Source organism: Megasphaera jansseni (assembly GCF_047974155.1).
Lineage (GTDB): Bacteria > Bacillota > Negativicutes > Veillonellales > Megasphaeraceae > Megasphaera.
Genome location: NZ_JBHYRR010000001.1, coordinates 91,018 through 114,406, shown reverse-complemented (window position 1 = coordinate 114,406; position 23,389 = coordinate 91,018). Strand labels below are relative to the sequence as shown.

The window sequence follows — 23,389 nt, the reverse complement described above, 5'->3', positions numbered from 1 at the left end:
GGGTTAGGGGTTAGGGGTTAGCGGTCAGACACTAACGGCTAACCCCTAACTGCTAACTGCTAATTGCAAAAAAAAGGGATTGTCGCATAGACGACAATCCCTTTTTATTATGCACGGTTAGATAACTTATGCAATGCCTTTCTGTTTCTTGATAGCTTCTGTGAGGAGCGGGAGAACTTTGAAGACATCGCCTACGATACCATAGTCGCAGACTTTGAAGATCGGAGCATCTTCGTCTTTGTTGATAGCGATGATGCAGTCAGAACCAGTCATGCCTGCCAAGTGCTGGATAGCACCGGAAATAGCGCATGCAATGTAAATCTTCGGACCAACAGTTTTACCAGTCTGGCCAACCTGATGGAGAGCGTCGATCCAGCCAGCGTCAACAGCTGCACGAGATGCACCAACAGCGCCGCCGAGGACGTCTGCGCATTCTTTGAGGATACCGGTCTTGAACGGTTCTTCACCATTCATGCCACGGCCGCCAGCAACGATAACGTCAGCGTCTTCGATTTTAACGCCTTCGCCGCCCAATTTGATGAGTTCGACGAATTTGGTCATGAAGTCAGCATCGGAGAGGTTAGCTTTCTTTTCGATAACTTCGCCAGTTGCAGAAGGATCTGCTTCCGGTTTTTTGAAGACATGCGGACGAACTGTACCCATCTGCGGACGGTTGTCCGGGCAGATGATTTCAGCCATGATGTTGCCGCCGAGAGCCGGACGGGTCCATACGATGGTCTTCTTGTCGTCGTCAACGCCGAGCTGCGTGCAGTCAGCGGTGAGGCCGGTCTTCAAGGAGTTAGCAACACGCGGGCCGAGGTCACGGCCGATGTTGGTAGCGCCAACGAGGAATACGTTCGGTTTTTCTTCATGGAAGAAATCGCAAATGACTTTTGCATAAGCCGTCGTATTGTAATGTTCGAGCTGGGGATCATCATAAACGTATACTTTATGAGCACCGTGAGCGATGAGTTCCTGAGCCAACGGTTTTACGTCTTTACCAATGAGGATAGCACCGACTTCGTCGCCGATGGTGTCAGCCAAGATACGAGCCTGGCCCAACAATTCGAAAGATACATCACGTAATTTGCCTTCGAACTGTTCAGCAATTACATAAATGCCTTTATATTCTGCTAAATCCATTTTCACTGTTCCTCCTTAGATTAAATGATTTTCTGGGCAACCAGTTTTTCCATAACCTGGTCGACGATTGCCTGTTCGTTGTCATCTTCAACTTTGAGAACGAGACCACCGGATCTCTGAGGCGGTGTGAAAATCTTGCGGACTTTAGTCGGAGAGCCAGACAAACCGATCTGAGCGTCATCAGCTGCAACGGCAGCAGCGTCCAAGTTCGGGATTTCGCGGCGTTTTGCTTTCATCGTGCCACGAATGGTCGGGAAACGCGGTTCGTTCAAGTCTTTAACAGCGGTAATCAATACCGGGAAGTTAGCTTCTGTTACGATGTAGCCTTCTTCGTTTTCCTGCTGAACAGTAACTTTGTTGCCTTCGACTTTGATGTCGCGGGCATACGTAATCTGAGGAATACCGAGTTCGCAAGCAATCTGCGGGCCAACCTGAGCGGTATCGCCGTCGATAGCCTGTTTGCCGCAAAGGATGATATCGAACTGTTCGATACCTTTGTCAGCAGCCAATTTCTTAATAGCCTGTGCCAAAGCATAGCCCGTAGCTAACGTATCGGAACCACCGAGTTTGCGGTCGGACAGAAGATATGCATCGTCAGCGCCCATTGCGAGGCCTTCACGAAGAACGTCTTTTGCCTGATCAGGACCCATCGAGAGTAATGTAATCTTTACGTCTTTGTCAGCATCTTTCATCTGAAGAGCTGCTTCCAAAGCATTCTGGTCGAAGGGGTTAAAAATGTTAGGAACACCAGCACGAATGACGGTATGTTTTACGGGGTCAATCTTAACTTCTGCTGTGTCCGGAACTTGTTTGACACATACCAATATTTCCATTTACGTTTGCCTCCTAAAATCTTTTTTTATGTAACAGGCTTGGCTGATGCCAAGCCTGCATCATAAACTTCACTTATCTTAACAGAGCACCGCCTGTAACCATGAGCTGAACTTCGTTCGTGCCTTCGTAGATCTGAGTGATCTTAGCATCGCGCATGTGACGAGCAACCGGATATTCTTCGCTGTAGCCATAGCCGCCGAAGATCTGGACTGCTTCAGTCGTTACGCGCATAGCGACGTCAGAAGCAACGCGTTTTGCGATAGCTGCGTCAACCGTGAAGGGTTTGCCTTCCTGTTTCTTGCAAGCAGCTTTGTAAACGAGGTTACGAGCAGCTTCGATCTGCATCTTCATGTCAGCCAGTTTGAAGGAAATGGACTGGAATTTGCAGAGCGGTTTGCCGAACTGTACACGCTGTTTGGAGTATTCAACAGCATCTGCCAAAGCAGCTTCTGCAATGCCGAGAGCCTGAGCAGCAACGCCAATACGGCCGCCGTCCAAGGTCATCATAGCAATCTTGAAGCCTTTGCCTTCTTCGCCGAGCATGTTTTCAGCCGGAACTTTGACGTCCTGGAATACGAGTTCCATGGTCTGCGAAGTATGGATGCCCATTTTGTCTTCTTTCTTGCCGAAGGTGAAGCCAGGCATGCCGTCTTCGAGGATGAAGGCTGTAATGCCGTGGTTGCCTTTGCTCTTGTCGGTCATAGCGAAGACGATGTAGATATCAGCAGCGCCGCCGTTGGTGATGAAGATCTTGGAGCCGTTCAGCGTGTAAGTGCCGTCGTCGTTCTTAACAGCAACAGTCTGCTGGCCGGAAGCATCAGTACCAGCGTTCGGTTCGGTCAAGCCGAAAGCACCGAGTTTGGAGCCTTCAACCAAAGGAACGAGGAATTTTTCTTTCTGAGCTTCAGTGCCGAACTGCCAAATCGGGTTAGCGCAAAGGGAAACCGTTGCCGACAAGGTGATAGCAACACCAGCATCATATTTAGCCAATTCTTCAACAGCGAGGATGTAGCTCAAAACGTCGCCGCCGTCATCGCCGGAACCGCCGTATTTTTCATCGAAGTAAGCGCCGGTAATACCGAGGCTGAGCAGTTCGTTGATAAGGTCTTTGTCATAGATACCTTTGTGGTCGCGTTCCGTAATGGTCGGAGCTAATTTCTTTTCACCAAAATCATGAGCGAGTTTCAAGAAGTCCTGTTGAATATCTGTTAAGTTAAAATCCATGATGTTTCCACTCTCCTTAGTGTATAGTTAGTTTAGTAAAGCCATAAGATAAAAACCTGAACATCGAGGCGATACATTTCCGGGCAGTAAATTCTGTCTGGATATATATTCACACCGCCTCAGTGCTTACAAATGCATTGTACAACTTTTCACATGTTAAATCAATAGCAAAAAGCCTATAAAACACAATATCACTATTCCATTTTCTCATCCTAAAACTTTAACAAGACTTTTTTGTACTAATGGAGACAAAAAGATTAAAATCTTCTTGACAGAGTACGCCTTGCTTTTCAGTATGCGCTTTTTGTACGTATACCTAACTATGATGGTTACAAATATTAAGGAAAGCTTACTGTTGTATTATAGCACGGATACCCCGGAAGTTGTCAAGGATATGTGCTGTGATTCCCCAAATTTTATAATTTTCATACGTATAAATCTTGACGTTATACGTCCGGCGCTGTTTCCATTCCTTCTGACCGGAGATATCCAGGCCTTTGGGGAAGCCCGGTGCCGGCCGGGTAGCCAGTTCGACGCGGCCGATTTCCGGTTCATGGTCATCGAACCAGGACAGGGGGACCGAAAAAGTATGGTCCACTTCGCCACGGCTGAGGACGAAGTCATCCGTATCCATATAGGCAGCAAAGGGCCATACCGTGACGCCTACGGGCGATTCCATGTAGTCCAGGGGGCCCCAGACGTGGATATGGGACGGGTCGACGCCGAGTTCTTCCTTCGTCTCACGGAGGGCAGCTTCCAGGGCGCTGTCGTCGCCATCGTCGATGCGTCCGCCCGGGAAGCAGACGTCGCCAGGCTGCCAGCCCAGCTTGCTGCTGCGCACTTCAAACACGGCCTGTTCTTGCCCATCTTTGTAAATAATCGGCACTAAGACAGCACAAGCCCGCGTGTTCATACAGGTATTCTGGCGGACGATGCGGTCCGGCCATGGCTTAAATGCTTTCATATAAGGCTCCTTTCTAGTGAAAAGACTACGTTACAGAAAGTACAAAGTAAAAGGAGCTGTCGCATTGCGTCAGCTCCTTTTGCTGTAGGGGCGCCACGTGGGGCGCCCGTATCTGTTAGTGGCTAGTGGCTAGTTGTTAGCTTATAGCGAAATCCAACCTCTCCGGCCTTTCAGGCCACCTCCCCTATCAGGAGAGGCAGAACCGCGAACTGCGAACTACGGACTGCGGCCGGCGGGCTCGCCACGTGCGAGCCCCTACTTATTTTATGACGATATTGATGATTTTCTTCGGTACGACGATGAACTTGACGACTTTCTTATCGCCGATGAATTCCTGGATGTGCGGTAATGCCAGGACTTTTTCCTGCAAGGCATCTTTGTCGATGTCGACGGCTACGGTCAGGCGGTCGCGTACTTTGCCATTAATCTGGACAGGCAGTTCGATTTCATCGACGACAAGGGCCGATTTATCGACTTCCGGCCAATCCTGGGCATGGACGCTGCCTTCAAAGCCGCAGATCTGCCAGAGTTCTTCTGTAATGTGTGGTGTGAACGGAGCCAAAATCTTGAGCAGGTTCTTATTGGCTTCCAAAGCGACCGCTTTATGGATGGTCTTGTTAGCGCCGACATAGGCATGCATGGCGTTGACGTATTCCATGATCGAGCTAACAGCCGTGTTGAGGCCGTAGTTGCCATCTGTGCCGCGGACGTCTTCCGTGACCTTGGCAATGGCTTTGTATTCCTGGAAGCGCAGTTCTTTTTCAGCTTCCGTGTAGTCCGTCCCATCGAGGCCGTCTTTGACCAGATCCTGGAACTGATGGACGATGCGCCATACGCGGTTGAGGAAGCGGTAAGAGCCTTCGACACCCTGGTCGGACCAGGCCAGGTCGCGTTCCGGCGGAGCGGCGAAGAGGATGAAGAGGCGGGCCGTATCGGCGCCGTATTTGGCGATGATTTCTTCCGGCGATACGATATTGCCCTTAGACTTACTCATCTTGCTGCCGTCGAGGAGAACCATGCCCTGTGTCAAGAGGCGTTCAAAGGGTTCGACATTGTTGACCAAGCCGGCATCATAGAAGACCTTCATGAAGAAACGAGAATACATGAGGTGCAGGATAGCATGTTCGATGCCGCCGATATACTGGTCGACATTCATCCAATGGTTAGCCTTCTTCGGATCCCAGGCTTTTTCATCATCGCGGGCATCGGTATAGCGGAGATAGTACCACGACGAGCAGACGAAGGTATCGATGGTATCCGTTTCACGCGTAGCCGGGCCGCCGCATTTCGGGCACGTGCAGTGGACGAAGTGTTCACTCGTAGCCAGCGGCGATACGGCGCCAGCCGTGAACTTGACGTCTTCCGGCAGTTTGACCGGCAGCTGGTCTTCCGGTACGAGCTGTTCGCCGCATTTCGGGCAGTAGATGATAGGGATAGGAGCGCCCCAATAGCGCTGACGGGAAATGAGCCAGTCGCGCAGACGATAGTTGACGCGGCGTTTCCCCAATCCCTTTTCTTCCATGTAGTCGATGATGGCTTTCATGGCTTTATGCATTTCCATGCCCGTGAAAGGACCGGCATTGACCAGGACGCCGTCCTTGTCTTCATAGGCATGATCCATTTCTTCCAGCTTCAGTTCATGGTCTTTCGGCTGCAAAGTGATGATCTTCGGAATGTTGTATTTCGTAGCGAACATCCAGTCACGCTGGTCACCGGTCGGTACGCCCATGACGGCGCCGGTCCCATAATCATAGAGGACGTAGTTGGTGATCCAGATCTGGACACTCTTACCCGTCAGCGGATGGACGCAATCGATACCCGTGTACATACCGAGTTTTTCCGATTCCGTGCTCGTCCGTTCGATATCGCTGGTATTGCGTACTTTTTCGCAGAATGCTTCCAATTCGGCTTTCTTGGGATTGTTTTCCAAAATCTTGTGGACCAGCGGATGTTCCGGCGGCAGGACGACGAAAGTGACACCGTAAATCGTGTCAGGACGCGTCGTATAGACGGCGACTTTTTCATTCAGGCTGGGAATGTCGAAGCTGAATTCCAGGCCTTCACTGCGGCCGATCCAGTTCTTCTGCATGGTCTTGACGCGTTCCGGCCAGCCCGGCAGGAGTTTCAGATCGTCGAGCAGGCGGTCTGCATAGTCGGTGATCTTGAAGAACCACTGTTTCAGGTCCTTTTTGACGACCGGTGTGTCGCAGCGCCAGCATTTGCCTTCGATGACCTGTTCGTTGGCCAATACGGTGTTGCATTTTTCGCACCAGTTGACTTTGGCTTCCTTGCGGTAAGCCAGCCCCCGTTTGTAGAGCAGTTCAAAGATCCACTGCGTCCATTTATAATATTTTTCGTGGCACGTAGCGACTTCGCGGTCCCAGTCATAAGACAGGCCCAGCGCCTTCTGCTGGCGTGTCATGTTTGCGATATTGCTGTATGTCCATTCTGCAGGCGGGATATTGTGCTTGATAGCTGCGTTTTCTGCAGGCATACCGAAAGCATCATAGCCCATAGGATGCAAGACGTTATAGCCGTTCATGCGGCGATAACGGGCAATGACGTCACCAATCGTGTAATTGCGGACATGACCCATGTGCAGGTTACCCGACGGATACGGGAACATTTCCAATACGTAGTACGGCGGCTTGCCGTTGTCTTCGGTGCAGCAGTCGCATTTACTTTCTTCCCATACGTGCTGCCATTTCTTTTCTATTTCCTGTGGAATATACTTTTCCAATTGTGAGAGCCTCCTATCCTGCCCCAGTCAAAATACAGACAGTCTGTACTACAGCGTCTTGAGTATTATTATAGTGGCAGGGCGTCATCAAGTCAATTCATGTTTTGCAAAACGCTGCCAAAAATGTGCCGGTTCAAAGCCTTTGCGCCAGAAGGCAGCGCCGCCCAAGCCATAGGTCTGGACCAGTCCGGCCTTGGCTTTCAGGGATTTTTCATCTTCAAACCAGATCTTGACGGTCCCCGTCGTCAGCGGCAGTTCCAGGTAATAGAGCTGGAGGTCATCGTTCCAGACGACATAATCCTTATAAGCCTTGAGGATATCTTCGCTGTCGGCCATGGTCAGGGTGCGGACGAAGAGCTTGCTCTTGCCGCTGCTCTTGCGCGCAGGAGCTGTCGCAACGGCTTTCGGTGCCGTCTTGATGCGGCGCGGCAGGACACGGCGCTTATACATTTCCCCATCGAGTTCGACAGGCATGATGACCGGCTGTTTGGCCCGGCGGGCATTTTCCTGTTCCGCCGTCACAACCTGGACCTGCATCGGCCCGGCCGCTTCTTCCGCAGCTTCTTCCCTGGCTTCGCTGTATTTCACGCCCTTTGCCGGCGGCGCACCGACGACAGCCGGCCAGTCGTGGATGTTCTTCGGCAAATCGCGGCCATCGCTGGATTCATACCACAAGCGCATGTACAAGGGCATGCCCAGCAGGACTTTCGACGGCGGTACGAGGTCGATCGTATTCTGTACAGCCCGTTCGACCCAGGGATAGGAAGCTACCGGTCCCGCCGTCGCGCTGGCCCGGCCGAACTGGTCATAAGCCATGACCATGAGGTAATCGAGATGCGGTGCCAGGGCGGCCCGGTCATAGACAAGCGACCAGTTCGGGCTGTCCGAAACGGGCGTGACATCCATGGAAAGCTTGATGCCATACGCATGGCAGGCCGCTGAAAGCTTGGCTACAAAGGCAGTCAGCGCATCTTTATCGCTGTAATTGACGTTTTCAAAGTCGATATTATAGCCTTTGAAATCATATAATAAGGCATAGCCGACGAGCTGGCGGACCATGGTATCCTGGAGGCGGCTGTTGCTCAGGACCTGATGGGTCAGCTTGGGGTTGAAATTATTGTCGATCAAAGGCCACATAGCGTATCCCTTGCTGGTATACGTCGAAGCCAGCATATCGAAGTCGGGGTTGCGCAGTTCGACGCCATTTTCCGTCAGGCGGAAGGCACAGGGCGACATGACGGGCTGATGGGTCTGCAAAGACGGCAGGCTGTCGTCTTCCTTCATAACAGGGTCCCAAAAGAGGACGGTCCCCATCTTCCCTTCTTTAGCGGCTGCCGGTGCTGTATCCTGGACCTGGCGGAGTTCCGGTACGGTATGGATGGGCTGGGCTGGCGGCAGGAGTTCGTTCTTTTCCGTCGTCCCGTTGCCCAGGACATAGCTGATGCCCAAGGGACGGCGGACATTCCGGATATTGATAGTCCGGCCACCGCTGACAGCCCGGCCCGGCAATGTCAGCTGGACATTTTCATTCTGCCAATCTGTCGAGCCGTCCTGTGCTTTCGGCAGGCGGAACCAGTACGTTCCCTTGGCATGGTCGGCTTCACGGATGCCGTATTGTTCCAGCGCCTTGTCGGAGACGAGCCAGCGCCCCTGGTCTTCGACGATTTCCAGATCTTTGATGGCTTCATCAGGAATAGGATTGGCTACAGTAGGTACATTGAAAGCCGGGTCCGACGCCTTGGCACTGTCCGCAGCCGGCCCATTGGCCCAGGAAACAGCACTCAGGGACAGGCAGATCAAGGCGGCCAGGCAGGACGTCCGCATAACATGGTTGTATTTCATCGTCATTTGCTCCTCACGAGGATTGGAAAAAAAGTCCTCAATCCTGTATAATTCTATGGTAACCGTGAACCTTTTCATGTTCCGTTCACATTGTTCCATTATACCACAACAAAGGGGTGTTTTATATTGCATCAATATCTATTTTTTATCGGCTCCTTCCCGATCCGGGCTTATGGGCTGTTATTCATGCTGGGCATCGTCTCTGCCGGCATTACGGCTTACTATATCATGAAACGCGACGGCCGGGGTTGGCACGTCCACATTTTTGATTTCACCATGTACTGCGGCTTGGCGGGCATCGTCGGCGGCCGTCTGTGGGATGTCTTTTTCTTTGACTGGGCGTACTACCACAACCATCTGACGGAAATCCCCTATGTCTGGCAGGGCGGCATGGCCATCCAGGGCGGCCTGCTCTTCGGCGCCGTCGCCGGCATCTTGTACACGAAGTACCATCATATCGATACCTGGGCTTTTGCCGATCTCCTGGCACCAGCCATCATCCTGGGCCAGTCCATCGGCCGCATGGCCAACCTCATGAACGGCGACGCCTTCGGCCATCCGACTGGCGGCGATTTCGGCATCGTCTATCCCGACACGACCCTGGCTTATCACACCTATGGCAATCAGCCCTTGTGGCCGGCCGAAGTCTGGGAAGGCCAGATTGACATCCTGGTCTTCGTCGCCCTGCTCCTCTACAGCTGCTTTCCCCATAAGAAAGGCCAGGTCTTCTGCCTGTACGTCATGCTCTACGCCGTCGAACGCTTCTTCCTGGAATTTCTCCGCGGCGACTACGTCAACCTGACCCTGGGCTTGAAATCGGCTCAGATGACCAGCGTCATCGCCTTTGCCATCGCTCTGGTCGCCTTCATCATCCTCCAGTTCAAGGGGAATGTGGATGAAAAAATCAGTGGCTAGTGGCTCGTGGTTCGCAGGCCGCAAGCCGCTGTGAGAACCCCGTAAAAATGGCTTTAAATTTAAAACCATTCATTAAAAACTACAAACTTAATATTCAAAAAGGAGCTGTCGCATCGCGACAGCTCCTTTCAAGTTGTTAGTGGCTAGTTGTTAGTTGTTAGCAGATGGGTTTAAATTTAAAGCTTTTCTCTGTAAACTACAAACTCTGTGCTACAAACTATAAAGTAAACGGGGCATCACATGATGGCAGAAACCTTCGTGCGACAGCCTCTTTTATGTATACAAAGATTCAGGCGGGCCGCCCGTTGGGACGGCCCCTACGAACGGCTAACTGCTAACTGCTAACTGCTAGCCGCTATCTCCTACTTTTCTTCCCGTTCCAGAGCATCTTTCAGGGTATGCCATGCCAGGACGGCGCATTTTACACGAGCCGGCATGTTGGAGATGTTCTTCAGGGCGATGGCGTCTTCCAGTTCTTCCAGCTGATCGTCGTCGGTGACTTCCCGCTTGATCATATCCAGGAAGAGGTCGACCAGGCGCAGGGCTTCTTTGACGGTCTTGCCTTTGATGAGGTCGATCATGATGTCGGCCGAAGCCTGGCTGATAGCACAGCCGTGACCGGTATAGGCAGCGTCTTTGATGACGCCATCCTGGATGTCGGCCTGAAGCGTGATGTCGTCACCGCAGCTCGGGTTGTGGCCGTGTTCGCTGAGGTTAGCATCTTCCAGGGGATGTTTATTTTCCTGACACTGATTGTGTTCCAAAATGATGTCGGAATACAATTCGTTCATATTTTCCATGACTTTCTATCTCCTTAATCTTTAAAGCCCATCTGCTTGCGGACGAGGGGCAGTTTTTCCAGGAAGTAGTCGACTTCTTCCAAGGTATTGTAGATATAGAAGCTGGCGCGGTTGGAGGCTTCTACGCCCAGGTGAGCCCCCAGCGGCTGTGCGCAGTGGTGGCCTGAACGGATGGCGATGCCGAAGCTGTCCAGGATGGTCGCAGCATCATGGGGATGGACGCCGTCGATGGTAAAGGTGATGACGCCCGTCTTTTCAGCCGGGTCGGTGCTGCCGATGATGTGGATGTGAGGGATTTTCTTCATCCCTTCCAGGCAGTGGCGGGTCAGGGCTGCTTCATGGGCTTCGATGTTGTCCATGCCCAGGTCTTCCAAGTAGTCGATGGCGGCGTGCAGGGCGACGGCGCCTTCAACGTTCTGGGAGCCGGCTTCAAATTTGAAAGGCAGTTCGTTGAACGTCGTCGACTGTTCCTTGACGTATTCGATCATGTCGCCGCCGAGGAGGAACGGTTCCATGTCTTCCAGGATGGCTTTCTTGCCATATAGGACGCCCGTGCTGGCCGAGCCGCACATCTTGTGGCCGGAGAAGGCGAAGAAATCGCAGTCCATATCCTGGACGTCCGTCTTCATGTGCGGTACGGACTGGGCACCGTCGACGATGGCAATAGCTCCGACAGAGTGGGCTTTGGCGACGATTTCCTTGACCGGACGCTTCATGCCGAAGACGTTACTGACAGCGGCAAAAGCGACGATTTTCGTCTTGTCGTCGATCTTAGCCAGGTCTTCTTCTGTGAAATGGCCTTCTTCGTCAAGGTACATGTAAACGAGTTCAGCGCCAGTCTTCTGGCAGACGCGCTGCCATGTGACCAGGTCGGAATGGTGTTCTGAAATGGGGATGACGATCTTATCGCCTTTTTTCAGACGCGGTTCTGCATAGCTGCGGGCTACGAGGTTCAGCGCTTCCGTCGTATTGCGGACGAAGATGATTTCTTCCGTCGAAGCGGCGTTGATGAATTTGCGGACTGCTTCGCGGGCTTCATCATATAATTCGCCGGCTTCGATGCTGAGGATGTGGGCTCCGCGATGGGGATTGCCGTTGTGGTGTTCCAAGAGGTCTACGATGGCGTGGATGACCTGGTACGGTTTCTGCGTCGTCGCAGCGTTATCGAAGTAAACGATCTGATGTCCATTATGGACTTTAGTCAAGATGGGGAAATCTTTGCGTACATTTAGCATGGCAATCACCTTTCTTGCGGCAGAACTGCATCTTTTCGCGTACAGCCTGGAGCGCTTTATTTTCTAAATCTTTATCACCCAGGGCATCGATGACCGGGCGGATATTCGATTCGACGATGATCAGCTGGGCGCCGGTTTCGTTAAAGCCGCGGCTCATGAGATAAAAGAGCTTGTCCTTATCAATCTGGCCGGCACTGGAAGCGTGATTCCCGACGACGTCGTCTTCTTTGCAGAGGAGGAGCGGCACGGAAATGGAATGGACCTTAGGGCTGAGCAGGATGCACGTATCCGATTCGGAACCGACTGCTTTCTTGCCGCCGCGAAGGAAATCAATGGTACCGCGGAAGAACTTCTTCGACGTATCGAGGAGGGCGCCGGTCGTCAAGATGTCCGTATTGGTCTTGATACCCTGTGTCGGGACCCAATAAGAGAAATCGACAATCTGGTCGTCATGGCCGAGGTACATGGCCTGGCTGTTGAAATTGCTTTCGTCCTGCATGAGGTCCGTCTTGTAGTAGACGATGGCTGCCTTGCCACCTAATTCAGCACTGACATAGTCGATGGTGCTTTCCTTGCCGGCATCGCCATAACGGTGTTCGACGTGGCGGACGTTTTCGCCGTTGAGCTGGACCTTGCTGACTTTGACATGGGCGCCTTCGCCGGTCTTGACGTAGGTCAGGAAGTTGACGGCGCCGTCTTCAGCATCGCCATCAAATTCCAGGAAGACCGTCAAGTCGCTGTGAGCTGCGGCTTCAATCTTGAGCTGTGCCGTGAGCTGAGGCATGCCTTCGCTGAGGCTGTATTTCAAATGGACCGATCCTTTCTGGCTTTCGCCGACGCTGACGGCGCAGCCGGAATTGGCCTGGTTCAAGGCTTTCTGGAGTTCTTCCGCATTGGAACCCTGGAAATCGCCGAGGTCCGGCACCTGATTGCCTTCATAAAAGGCTACAGCGGCTTCGCCGTCGTGGCGTTCTTCCGGCGTATAAGCCGGAGCGGCCTGGGCTTTCAGGGGATCTAATTCCAGGTGATTGACCTTCATCCAGCGGAAGGTCGGACGCGGGAGTTGGTTATACTGGATTTTTTCTGTCTTTGCTGCCATGGTGTTCCTCCTCCCCTATTTCAACGAACCTTTGAGTTCGAGATTGATCAGGTTATTCATTTCAACGGCATATTCCAGCGGCAAAGCCTTGGATACCGGTTCGACGAAGCCCCGGACGAGCATAGCCCGCGCTTCATCTTCGCTGAGGCCGCGGCTCATGAGGTAGAAGATAGCTTCGTCGGAAATACGGCCGATGGAAGCTTCATGACCGAGGTCGATATTGTCGTTCTTGACGACGATAGCCGGAATCGTATCGGACTGCGATTCTTCATCGAGCATGAGCGATTCGCAGCTGACGTTGGCTTTCGCCCCGTCTGCCGGCGGATTGATGACGACACTGCCGCGATAGATGCAGACGCCGCCGCTCTTACTGATGGATTTAGAATTGATATTGCTCGTCGTATTCGGTGCATTGTGGACGACTTTGGAGCCCGTATCGAGGTACTGGCCCTTGCCGGCAAAGGTAACGCCCGTGAATTCGCAGTGTGCGCCTTCGCCATTGAGGATACTCATCGGATAGAGGCACGACGTATGGGAGCCGAAAGAACCGGTGACCCAGTTGATGGTGCCGTGCTTGCCGACGATGGCCCGCTTGGTGTTGAGGTTGTACATATTCTTGGACCAGTTTTCGATGGTCGAATAGGTCAAGGATGCATCGTCGCCGATGAACAATTCGACGCAGCCGGCATGGAGGTTGGCGACATTGTATTTCGGAGCGGAACAGCCTTCGATGAAGTGGACTTTCGCACCCTTTTCGACGATGATCATGGTATGTTCGAACTGGCCTGCGCCCGGTGCATTGAGGCGGAAATAGCTCTGCAGCGGGATGGAAACGTCGACGCCAGCCGGTACATAGACGAAGGAACCACCCGACCAGACAGCACCGTGAAGGGCGGCGAACTTGTGGTCCGTCGGCGGGACGAGCTTCATGAAATGGGCTTTGACGATGTCTTCATATTTTTCAAGAGCCGTGTCGAAGTCGGTATAGACGACGCCTTGCTGGACCAGTTCGTCCTGGATGCTGTGGTAAACGACTTCCGAGTCGTACTGGGCGCCGACGCCGGCGAGGGATGTCTTTTCGGCTTCCGGGATACCCAGGCGGTCGAAGGTGTCTTTGATATCGTCAGGTACGTCGTTCCAGTCGGCTTTCATCTGTGCGTTCGGGCGGACATAAGTGACGATGTTGTCCATATCGAGTTCGCTGATGTCCGGGCCCCAGTCGGGATATTCCATGTGATTGAAGATATCCAGCGATTTGAGGCGGAAATCGAGCATCCATTGCGGTTCATGTTTCTTTTCCGAAATTTCACGGACGATGTCTTCCGTCAGGCCGGCATCGGTCTTATACGAATAGGTAAAATCTTTCTTAAAATTATACATGTTGCCGAAGTCGGCGAAGGTATCGATCTTCTGGCGTTCTTCAGCGATTTTTTCTTCCTTCTGTTCGACCAGTTTTTCTTTTTCCTGATCGACCAGCTTTTCTTTATTATCAGCCATAGCTGTACCTCCTACTATCCTTTGTATGCGTCGTAGCCGTTGGCTTCGATAGCCTGGATGAGCGATGCATCGCCGGTCTTGACGATCTTGCCGTCGATGAGGATGTGAACGAAATCCGGTTTCAAGTGCTGCAAGATTTCACTATGATGGGTAATGACCAGGATGGAATTGTTTTCATTATGGTACTGGGCTACCGTTTCCGATACGATACGGACGGCGTCGACGTCGAGGCCCGAGTCGATTTCATCGAGCATGGTCAGTTTCGGTTCGAGCATGCACATCTGAAGGATTTCCGTCTTCTTGCGTTCACCGCCGGAGAAGCCATCGTTGACATAGCGTTCGGCATAGGACTTATCCATCTTCAGCTGTTCCATCTGGGCGTGGAGCTTCTTGCGGAAGGGCATGATGCGCTGCTGCTGGCCCGATACGGTGCTCTTGGCGTTGCGGATGAAGTTTTCGACGGAAATGCCCTGGACGGCGATGGGCTGCTGGAATGCCATGAAGATGCCCGCTTTGGCGCGTTCATTGACGGGAGCATCCGTAATATCTTTGCCTTCAAAGAAGATCTTGCCGGCTGTGACGACATATTTCGGGTTGCCCATGATGGCATTGAACAGCGTCGATTTGCCGGCGCCGTTGGAACCCATGATGACATGTGTTTCGCCTGTGTTGATCGTCAGGTCGAGGCCTTTGAGGATTTCTTTGCCTTCGACAGCGATATGCAAGCCTTCTACTCTTAATAATTCACTCATCAGTATCACTCCTACATAAGTTATACGTTTCACCTCTCCCCTGCACGGCAGGGCAGAATGCGAATTTCTGTATTGATAAAGTGTACCATTTAGATACACTTACTGGACTGTTCTTAATGTACTCCATAAACGCCACAAAGTCAACCTATTTAGTAGCGTTTCTGGTTATTTTTTATCAAATTTATTATGCATCCACCGGGCCCGGGCCTCGCTGTGCATCCATACCTGCATGACACAGACGGCGATGGCTGCCGCCAGCAGGCCTAAGAGACCGGCTGACGGGCCGTCGACGACGATGGCATAGAGTAAATAGGCATAGACGACAATCCATAAGAAGACCTTGAGCTTCATGAGCTTGGTCAGCTTATTCACAGGCGCCGCATCCTTCACAATTTTCTTCCGGATCCCCGAAGAGGCGGGCTTTCTGACCGCGCATAGCCAGGACGGCCTGGATGTACATGGCACATTCGATGCGCTTCTTCTGGATTTGGCAGCTCAGTGCATACGGCGTCTGGATATCGCCGCCGTACTTGATGTTATTGGCATGGCAGCCGCCGCTGCAGAAGAACTTGGCCCAGCAGTCGCAGCAGGTGGGCTTGTTGAGGACGTGCATGTCGCGGAAGAGCGGCGGCAGTACCGTATTGGTCACGCCGTCATAGACATTGCCGATGACATAGTCGTCTTGGCCGACGAACTGATGACAGGGATAGATATCGCCGTTGGGGACGACACACATGTATTCATGGCCGGCACCACAACCGCGCAGGCGCTTGGCGATACAAGGGCCGCGATAGAGGTCCATGATGAAGTGGTAGTAAATGAACGGCCGGCCTTCATCCATGCGTTTCAAGTAAAAATCAGTCAGGCGGTCGTATTCTTCATAAATGCGGGGCAGGTCCTCTTCGGTAATAGCATAGGACAAGTCGTCGCCTACGACAGGTTCCATAGACAGGCCTTCAAAGCCGAGGTCGGCCATGTGTTCTACGTCTTTGGTGAAATCGAGGTTGTATTTTGTATACGTTCCGCGGACGTAATATTCTTCGCCGTTGCGGTGTTTCGCCGCATAGACCAGGTTCTTGGCACAGGTCTTATACGAACCGTGGCCGCCGGCATCGGGGCGCATGCGGTCGTGGACTTCCGGACGGCCGTCGAGGCTCAGGATGAGGCTGATATGGTTTTCGGTCAAATATTTGACCTTGGCCGGGTCGAGGAGCATGCCGTTCGTCGTCAGGGACAACTTGAAGACTTTATCGTGGATCTTTTCCTGTTCCCGGATATATTCGATGGTCTGTTTGACGACGTCGAAATTCATCAGCGGTTCGCCGCCGAAGAAGTCGATTTCACAGTGCTGGCGTTTGCCTTCGGTGCTCTTGATGAGCAGGTCGACAGCGCGTTTGGCTACATCGAAACTCATGAGTTCGCGCTTGTGCGTATCGTAATCGCCCTGGGAGGCAAAGCAGTATTTACAGCGCAAATTGCAATCGTGGGCGATGTTCAGGCAGAGCGATTTGATGACCGGTTCTTCTTCGGCAACGACCTTGAAGTTTTCCGTCATCGGCGCAAAGAGCATTTCCTTTTCGATGAGTTCGTCCAATTCGCCCAGTGTTTCGTCTAAATCCTTTTTATCGTAAGTCCCGGCAAAAGCCTGATAGACAGCCTCTTTATTCGTACCGTCATAGACATCGAGGACATCGTAGGTCATCTTGTCGATGACGTTGATGATGCCGCTGTTGACGTCGAGGAGCATATAGGTGCCATTCTGACAGTATTTATGAATCATTGGTTTAATTTCAGCCATGAATAATGTTTCCTCCATACAAAAAGAAGGGGGTGCCGCGCGAGCGACGCCCCTTTTCCTTCACGTAACTTATTTTGTGCAGATCTGATTGCCAACAGTGCAAGAAGTTTTGCAAGCGGACTGGCAGGACGTCTGGCATTCGCTGCAGCCAGCGTGCTGTGCCGTCTTCTGAATCGATTCTGTATTGATCGTAATGATGTGTTTTGCCATGATATTCACCTCGCTATCAATGATTATTCCTTATTTTACCATATTCTCGGTGATTCTACAATATGATAGGGATTATAAGAGTTTAAAGCCTTCAAAGAAGAAATTCTTGCCCATGCTGATGACGATGGACCGTTCGTCAAATACGTCATTGGTATCGAAGAATACGTCGAAGCCCTTCTTATAGGTGGCATAAATCGAAGTGATGCGACTTAAATAACTGCGGATCTCCTCTGCCGTCACTTCCGGTTCGCCGTCAGAACGCCATTTCTTGTTCTTGAAATTCGCAATCAGCGGCGCATGAGCGATGACACGGGAGCGGTGCGCCAAAACCCAGTTCCAAACCTCTTCACCGTACTGCTGCGCTTCTTCGTCATGGCCTTCATCGAGACCATCAAGCGTAAATAAGACAGGCCGGCCTTCAAACATGATTTCATCCATGTAACTGCCTTTGACATATTTTAAATTCACAGAAGCACCCCCTGCAAAATCATGTGAAACATGACGAATATTTATGTCTAACAGTAATCATTGTATCGTGCTTCTGGGAGATTGTCAATAAAAAGGTCCTGTCGCATCGCGACAGGACCTTTTAGTTGTTAGTGGCTAGCTGTTAGTGGTTAGTGGATGGTTTTAAATTTAAAGCTATCGCCTCAAACCTCAAACATTAATTAGTCCATTTTTACAAAGGAGTCTTTGTCAGCTCCGCAGGTCGGACATACCCAATCTTCCGGGAGATCAGCGAATTTCGTGCCTGCTGCGATACCGTTGTCTGCATCGCCTTCAGCTTCGTCATAAATGTAACCACAAATGCTGCATTCATACTTATCCATGTTCTTTTCCTCCTGAATCGACATATTAACGAATAATTCTTATTAATTATTTTTGACACGTTTATAATATCATATTGGGCCAAAAAAAGCAAGATTATTTTATGACTTATTTTGCCTGTCTGCCCATATTGATATCGATGATGCCCGACGAATACGGTGCGACTTCATACTGGCCGAAGACGAAGTGGATATTGCGGCTCTTGTCGAGGTAGAAGTTCTTCGGGTCTTCGGTCAGGCCATTGAAATATGTCGACAAGACATGGCCGCTCAGGGTCAGTTTATTGGTGATCTTCTTGAGGGTGAAATACTTTTCATCGCCCGGTTTGACCAGGTCCCGCCAGTTGGTGATGCGCTTTCCCGTCGCCATATCGAAGACGACGCCCGTCTTCCAGCTCGTCGGATGGGCAGCCCTGTCGAAATAGAGATAGCCTTCATCGAGGAAGGACAAATACTTGCCGTCGTTCAAGGTAACGGTATAGGTTTTCTCTTCCGTCAATTTGACGCCCTTATCGCCCTGCTGGTCGAAAAAGGTCTTGGCCTGCTGCTGTTCGTCGGCAAAATACTGCGCTATCAGCTGGGCCGCTCCGGCATTATTCGTCATGGTAATGGCCGGGTACTGGATACTGAGGACACTGCCATCGCTATGGGTATACACGGCTTTCGGCGCATCCTGGATGACAGCCGGCGAAGCGGCCATGGCGGCGGCCCCCATGAGCCAGGCGCCGCATAAAACGGTGAGGACTTTCTTTTTCATCATCATAATCCCTCCTCTTTCATTTTTTCTATTATATCACATTCATTGGGTCATTTTCCTCTTTTCATCCGTTCCCAGGCGGAAGAAATAATAGACATTTTCTGCAACCTGACGATTCATGCCCGGCACGGCGGCCAGTTCGTCGATAGAAGCGGCCTTCATATCGGCCAAGGTCTTGAAAGCCGTCCATAAAGCCTTGCGCCGCTTGGGGCCGATACCTTCGACGTGGTCCAGGATGGACACGAGGCTGCGCTTGCCCCGCAAGTGGCGGTGATAGGTAATGGCAAAGCGGTGGGCTTCGTCGCGGATGGCCTGCAAGAGCTGCAGTTCCGGCGTGTGATGGCTGAGGATGATGGAATCGCTGCGCCCTTCGACGAAAACTTCTTCGATGCGCTTGGCCAGGCTGATGACCGGTGCTTCGCAGCCTGCCTGGCGGATGACCGGCAGGGCCGCATGGAGCTGTCCCTTGCCGCCGTCGATGATGATCAGGTCCGGTACGGGCCAGTCTTTTTCACCATAGCGCCGTTCCATGATTTCTGCCATGGACTTGAAGTCATCGGGCTTGCCCTGGACGGTCTTCAACTTGAAGCGGCGGTACTCCTTCTTAGCCGGCTGGCCGTGTTCGAAGACGACCATGGAAGCGACGGTCTCGATACCCTGGGTATGGGAAATATCGAAACATTCCATCCGTTCCGGCAGGCAGGGCAGGTTGAGGATACGTGCCAGCCCTTCGACGGCGCCTGTCGTCTTGTCCACATCGTGCTGCCATTGCAGGCGCTTTTGTTCCAACAGGCCGGCTGCATTTTCAGCAGCCATGTCCAGGAGCTGTTTCTTCGTCCCCCGCTGAGGGATGACGATATCGACTTTCTTCCCCTTTTGCTGGCTCAGGCGGCGCTCACAGCCTTCTCTATCTGCCAGTGCCGGGACGACGATTTCGGTGGGAATAAAGGTACCGTCGCTGTAATACTGGTCGACGACGGCTTCCATCAGGGACGGCACCTCTTCATCACTACTGTTGTCCAGGGAGAATGTTTCCCGTCCCATGAGCCTGCCCATACGGACCGTATAAATCTGGACACAAGTCTGCCCGGCCTGACGGGCCAGGCCGATGACATCCATATCGCCACCAGCCGTATTGACGATATTCTGCTGTTCCTGGATGACGGCAATGGCCTTGAGCTGGTCGCGGTACATGGCGGCCTTTTCAAATTCCATGGCTTCCGCCGCCGCTTCCATCTTCTGCTGCAGCGACTTGGAAACGCCACTGTCCCGGCCTTCCAGGATATCCAGAGCCTGGCGGACCAGCGCGCCGTAATCGACTTTGGTAATATAATGGACACACGGCGCATCACAGTGATGCAGGTGATATTGCAGACAAGGCCGGTCTGTCGGCATAATCCGGCACGAGCGGATATGGTAGGCCCGCTGCATAAGCTTCAAGACGCGGTGGACGGCTGTCGAATCGGCAAAGGGACCGAAATAGCGGGCCCCGTCGCGGCTTACACGGCGGGTCATGAAGATGCGCGGATAATCCTCCTGGATGGTGACCTTGATATAGGGATAGGTCTTGTCATCGCGGAGCATAATATTGTAATGAGGATGATACTTCTTGATAAGCGTATTTTCCAGGATCAGGGCTTCCATTTCCGTAGCGACGACAATCGTCTCCAAATCGACGGCATGGCTGACCATGGCCGCGACTTTCGGCGCCCTATTGGCATCGTGGCGGACATAGCTGGTCACGCGGTTGCGCAGGTTGACGGCTTTGCCGACATAGATGATCTTGCCCTTTTCATCCTTCCAGAGATAGACGCCAGGCTGAGTCGGCAGATTGCGTACCTTTTCCCGGACGGCATCGCTGACGGCCATAGGTTATACCCCCTTCTTTCCGGCCATGAGGGCCTTAGTCCGTTCCAGGACGGGCTTGAGGAATTTTCCCGTATATGAAGCCGGTACCTGGCATATTTCTTCCGGCGTCCCCGTAGCGACGACGGTGCCGCCGCCGGCACCGCCTTCGGGGCCGAGGTCGATGAGATAGTCCGCTGTCTTGATGACGTCCAGGTTGTGTTCAATGACGACGACGGTATCGCCGCCGTCGACGAGCATCTGCAAGACATCCATGAGCTTGTGGATGTCCGCCGTATGCAGGCCCGTCGTCGGTTCATCGAGGATATACAAGGTCCGGCCGGTACTGCGCTTAGACAATTCCGTCGCCAGCTTGACGCGCTGGGCTTCACCGCCGGACAGCGTCGTCGCCGGCTGCCCCAGGCGGATATACCCCAGGCCGACCTGCTGCAGCGTCTTCAGCTTATTGACGATGCGCGGGATGTTTTCAAAGAACTGGCAGGCGTCGTCGACCGTCATGTTGAGGACGTCGGAAATATTCTTGCCTTTGTATTTGACTTCCAGCGTTTCCCGATTATAGCGGGCACCGTGGCAGACTTCGCAGGGCACGTAGACGTCGGGCAGGAAGTTCATTTCGATACGGATGATGCCGTCGCCCTTGCAGGCTTCGCAGCGGCCGCCTTTGATGTTGAAACTGAACCGCCCTGCCTTGTATCCGCGTACCTTGGCTTCTGCCGTCTGGCTATATAGCTGGCGGATAGAGTCGAAGACGCCCGTATATGTCGCCGGATTGGACCGCGGCGTCCGGCCGATCGGCGACTGGTCGATGTTGATGATCTTATCGATGTATTCGATGCCTTTCAGAGCCTTGAACTTGCCTGGCCGGTGCGGTGTACCGTAGACGGCTTCGGCCATGCCCTTGTAGAGTATCTCATTGACTAGCGTCGATTTACCCGAACCGGACACACCGGTGACGACCGTCAGAGTCCCGATAGGGATGGACACGTTGATATGTTTTAAATTATGTTCGGCCGCCCCGATGATTTCCAAGAAGGTGCCATTTCCCTTGCGCCGTTCTGCCGGAATGGGGATGTACTTGGTCCCCTTCAGATACTGGCCCGTCAAGGACTGGGGGCAGGCCATGATGTCGGCTGCCGTCCCCTGGGCGACAATCCTGCCGCCATGTTCCCCCGCTTCCGGACCGATATCGACGATATAGTCAGCAGCCCGCATGGTGTCTTCATCGTGTTCGACGACGATGAGTGTATTGCCCAGGTCGCGAAGGCGCTTGAGAGCTTCCAGGAGCTTGTCGTTATCCCGCTGGTGCAGGCCGATAGACGGTTCATCCAGGATATAGAGGACGCCGACCAGGCCCGACCCGATCTGGGTCGCCAGGCGGATGCGCTGCGCTTCGCCGCCGGACAATGTCCCGGCCGTCCGCGACAGGGTCAGATAATCGAGGCCGACGGTCTGCAGGAAATTCAGGCGGGCTTTGATTTCTTTAAAAATCTGTTTGCCAATGAGCTGCTGTTTTTCCGTCAATTTCAGATTGTCGAAGAAGGGAATCATGTCGCTGACGGGCAAATCCGTCAATTCGGCGATATTCAGGCCGCCGAGCTTGATGGCCAGCGCTTCATGGCGCAGGCGCGTCCCATGACACGTCGAGCAGGGTTTGACGGTCATGAACTGGCCGAACTGGTCACGCATCATATCCGACGACGCTTCGCGGTAACGGCGGCGGACCATGGGCAGGACGCCTTCAAAAGATGTCGAGAACTGCTTCACTTCACCGCGCAGGTTCTCGTATTCAAAGACGCACGTATCGTCTGAGCCGTTCATCAGTTTTTCCTGCAGTTCTTCCGGCAAGTCATCGTAGCAGTTGTCCAGGGTAAAGCCATACGGGCGCAATAAGCCGCCGAGCTGGCGCATGAACCATGAATCAGGGTTGCTGCTGAGGGCCGCTACGGCGCCGTCGGCAAAGGACTTCTTGTGGTCCGGCAGGACCAGATGGGCATCGACTTCCATGGTGCTGCCGATACCCGAACAGGCCGGGCAGGCCCCAAAGGGACTGTTGAAAGAAAAGAGGTGCGGCTCGATTTCCGGCAGGCTGACGTGGCAGTCCGGGCAGGCGAAGTGCTGACTGAAAGTCAGGACCTCCTTCGTAGCCATGCGGAAAATATGGACGATGCCATCGGCCAGTTTAGCCGCCGTTTCCAGCGAATCGGTCAGGCGCGTCAAGATGCTGTCCTTGATGACCAGGCGGTCGATGATGACGTCGATGGTGTGCTTTTTATTCTTATCCAGGGGGATATCGTCGGACAGGAGATAGACTTCACCGTCGACGCGGACGCGGACATAGCCGTCTTTGACCAGCCGGGCCAGGAGTTTCTGATGGGTCCCCTTGCGCCCGTCGACGACGGGTGCCATGACCATGACCTTCTCGCCTTCGCCGAGGGCCATGACGGCATCCGCCATCTGCTCGATAGTCTGCTGGCGGATAGGCTTGCCGCACTTCGGGCAGTACGCTTCGCCGACGCGGGCGTAGAGCAGGCGCAGGTAATCGTAGATTTCCGTGACCGTCCCGACTGTCGACCGGGGGTTGCGGCTCGTCGTCTTCTGGTCAATGGAAATGGCCGGTGACAAGCCTTCGATGTAATCGACATCGGGCTTGTCCATCTGTCCCAGGAACTGCCGGGCATAGGCTGATAACGATTCGACGTAGCGGCGCTGGCCTTCAGCATAAATCGTATCAAAAGCCAGGGACGACTTCCCCGATCCGGACAGACCCGTAAAGACGACGAGCTTATCCCGGGGAATCTTGACGTCGATATTCTTTAAATTGTGCTGACGCGCACCTTTGATGACAATATATTTATCTTGCACTTCGTGCCTCCCGTTATCATAACG

20 protein-coding genes are annotated in these 23,389 nt (G+C 52.9%); 1 reads left to right on the top strand and 19 read right to left on the bottom strand.

Annotated elements, in window-relative coordinates; all coding sequences use genetic code 11:
- Positions 1-126 precede the first annotated feature (126 nt).
- From ACE418_RS00565 to ACE418_RS00540, 6 genes are all read right to left on the bottom strand, one after another.
- Positions 127-1,143 (bottom strand): electron transfer flavoprotein subunit alpha/FixB family protein, encoded by a 1,017-nt coding sequence (locus tag ACE418_RS00565; protein ID WP_292260348.1) that lies wholly within the window; start codon positions 1,141-1,143, stop codon positions 127-129.
- A 20-nt stretch (positions 1,144-1,163) separates the two neighbouring features.
- Entirely contained in the window at positions 1,164-1,976 is an 813-nt protein-coding gene (locus ACE418_RS00560) for an electron transfer flavoprotein subunit beta/FixA family protein (RefSeq protein ID WP_292260351.1), read from the bottom strand.
- A gap of 73 nt (positions 1,977-2,049) precedes the next feature.
- On the bottom strand, positions 2,050-3,201 hold the full coding sequence (locus ACE418_RS00555) for an acyl-CoA dehydrogenase (protein ID WP_416448647.1): 1,152 nt from the start codon (positions 3,199-3,201) through the stop codon (positions 2,050-2,052).
- A gap of 349 nt (positions 3,202-3,550) precedes the next feature.
- Positions 3,551-4,165 (bottom strand): NUDIX hydrolase, encoded by a 615-nt coding sequence (locus ACE418_RS00550; RefSeq protein ID WP_416448646.1) that lies wholly within the window; start codon positions 4,163-4,165, stop codon positions 3,551-3,553.
- 259 nt (positions 4,166-4,424) lie between these two features.
- Positions 4,425-6,905 carry a leucine--tRNA ligase gene (gene leuS, locus ACE418_RS00545; RefSeq protein WP_416448645.1) on the bottom strand — a complete coding sequence of 827 codons (2,481 nt, stop codon included), beginning with the start codon at positions 6,903-6,905 and terminating at the stop codon, positions 4,425-4,427.
- An 87-nt stretch (positions 6,906-6,992) separates the two neighbouring features.
- Entirely contained in the window at positions 6,993-8,747 is a 1,755-nt protein-coding gene (locus ACE418_RS00540) for a glycosyl hydrolase family 18 protein (protein WP_416448644.1), read from the bottom strand.
- 126 nt (positions 8,748-8,873) lie between these two features.
- Between ACE418_RS00540 and lgt the strand changes: the two genes are divergently transcribed.
- Positions 8,874-9,662 carry a prolipoprotein diacylglyceryl transferase gene (gene lgt, locus ACE418_RS00535; protein ID WP_416448643.1) on the top strand — a complete coding sequence of 263 codons (789 nt, stop codon included), beginning with the start codon at positions 8,874-8,876 and terminating at the stop codon, positions 9,660-9,662.
- A gap of 362 nt (positions 9,663-10,024) precedes the next feature.
- Here the strand turns inward: lgt and sufU are convergent, their stop codons facing one another.
- The 13 genes from sufU to uvrA all read right to left on the bottom strand — a co-directional run bounded on the left by sufU (position 10,025) and on the right by uvrA (position 23,365).
- Positions 10,025-10,462, bottom strand: a complete 438-nt coding sequence (gene sufU / locus ACE418_RS00530; RefSeq protein WP_020310466.1) for a Fe-S cluster assembly sulfur transfer protein SufU — start codon at positions 10,460-10,462, stop codon at positions 10,025-10,027.
- Positions 10,463-10,476: 14 nt separating this feature from the next.
- Positions 10,477-11,697: an aminotransferase class V-fold PLP-dependent enzyme gene (locus ACE418_RS00525; protein WP_416448642.1), complete on the bottom strand. Its 1,221-nt coding sequence runs from the start codon at positions 11,695-11,697 to the stop codon at positions 10,477-10,479.
- Entirely contained in the window at positions 11,660-12,796 is a 1,137-nt protein-coding gene (locus ACE418_RS00520) for a SufB/SufD family protein (protein ID WP_416448641.1), read from the bottom strand. Before ACE418_RS00520 ends, ACE418_RS00525 begins: the two co-directional genes overlap by 38 nt.
- Positions 12,797-12,811: 15 nt before the next feature.
- The gene (gene sufB / locus ACE418_RS00515; protein WP_416448689.1) at positions 12,812-14,176 is read right to left on the bottom strand and encodes a Fe-S cluster assembly protein SufB; all 1,365 of its coding nucleotides are present in this window, start codon (positions 14,174-14,176) and stop codon (positions 12,812-12,814) included.
- A 131-nt stretch (positions 14,177-14,307) separates the two neighbouring features.
- Positions 14,308-15,045 (bottom strand): Fe-S cluster assembly ATPase SufC, encoded by a 738-nt coding sequence (gene sufC / locus ACE418_RS00510; RefSeq protein ID WP_298590960.1) that lies wholly within the window; start codon positions 15,043-15,045, stop codon positions 14,308-14,310.
- Positions 15,046-15,210: 165 nt separating this feature from the next.
- On the bottom strand, positions 15,211-15,417 hold the full coding sequence (locus ACE418_RS00505; protein ID WP_416448640.1) for a hypothetical protein: 207 nt from the start codon (positions 15,415-15,417) through the stop codon (positions 15,211-15,213).
- Positions 15,410-16,843: a thioether cross-link-forming SCIFF peptide maturase gene (gene scfB, locus ACE418_RS00500; protein WP_416448639.1), complete on the bottom strand. Its 1,434-nt coding sequence runs from the start codon at positions 16,841-16,843 to the stop codon at positions 15,410-15,412. Before scfB ends, ACE418_RS00505 begins: the two co-directional genes overlap by 8 nt.
- A gap of 69 nt (positions 16,844-16,912) precedes the next feature.
- On the bottom strand, positions 16,913-17,053 hold the full coding sequence (gene scfA / locus ACE418_RS00495; protein WP_014017076.1) for a six-cysteine ranthipeptide SCIFF: 141 nt from the start codon (positions 17,051-17,053) through the stop codon (positions 16,913-16,915).
- Positions 17,054-17,125: 72 nt separating this feature from the next.
- Positions 17,126-17,521, bottom strand: coding sequence for a hypothetical protein (locus tag ACE418_RS00490; RefSeq protein ID WP_416448638.1), 396 nt, complete (start codon positions 17,519-17,521; stop codon positions 17,126-17,128).
- A gap of 200 nt (positions 17,522-17,721) precedes the next feature.
- A complete protein-coding gene (rd, locus tag ACE418_RS00485) occupies positions 17,722-17,883 on the bottom strand; it encodes a rubredoxin (protein WP_298590966.1) in 162 nt (53 codons plus the stop codon).
- Positions 17,884-17,989: 106 nt separating this feature from the next.
- Positions 17,990-18,643 carry an RsiV family protein gene (locus ACE418_RS00480; protein WP_416448637.1) on the bottom strand — a complete coding sequence of 218 codons (654 nt, stop codon included), beginning with the start codon at positions 18,641-18,643 and terminating at the stop codon, positions 17,990-17,992.
- A gap of 36 nt (positions 18,644-18,679) precedes the next feature.
- On the bottom strand, positions 18,680-20,506 hold the full coding sequence (gene uvrC, locus ACE418_RS00475) for an excinuclease ABC subunit UvrC (protein WP_416448636.1): 1,827 nt from the start codon (positions 20,504-20,506) through the stop codon (positions 18,680-18,682).
- 3 nt (positions 20,507-20,509) lie between these two features.
- Positions 20,510-23,365 carry an excinuclease ABC subunit UvrA gene (gene uvrA / locus ACE418_RS00470; protein WP_416448635.1) on the bottom strand — a complete coding sequence of 952 codons (2,856 nt, stop codon included), beginning with the start codon at positions 23,363-23,365 and terminating at the stop codon, positions 20,510-20,512.
- Positions 23,366-23,389: the final 24 nt, after the last annotated feature.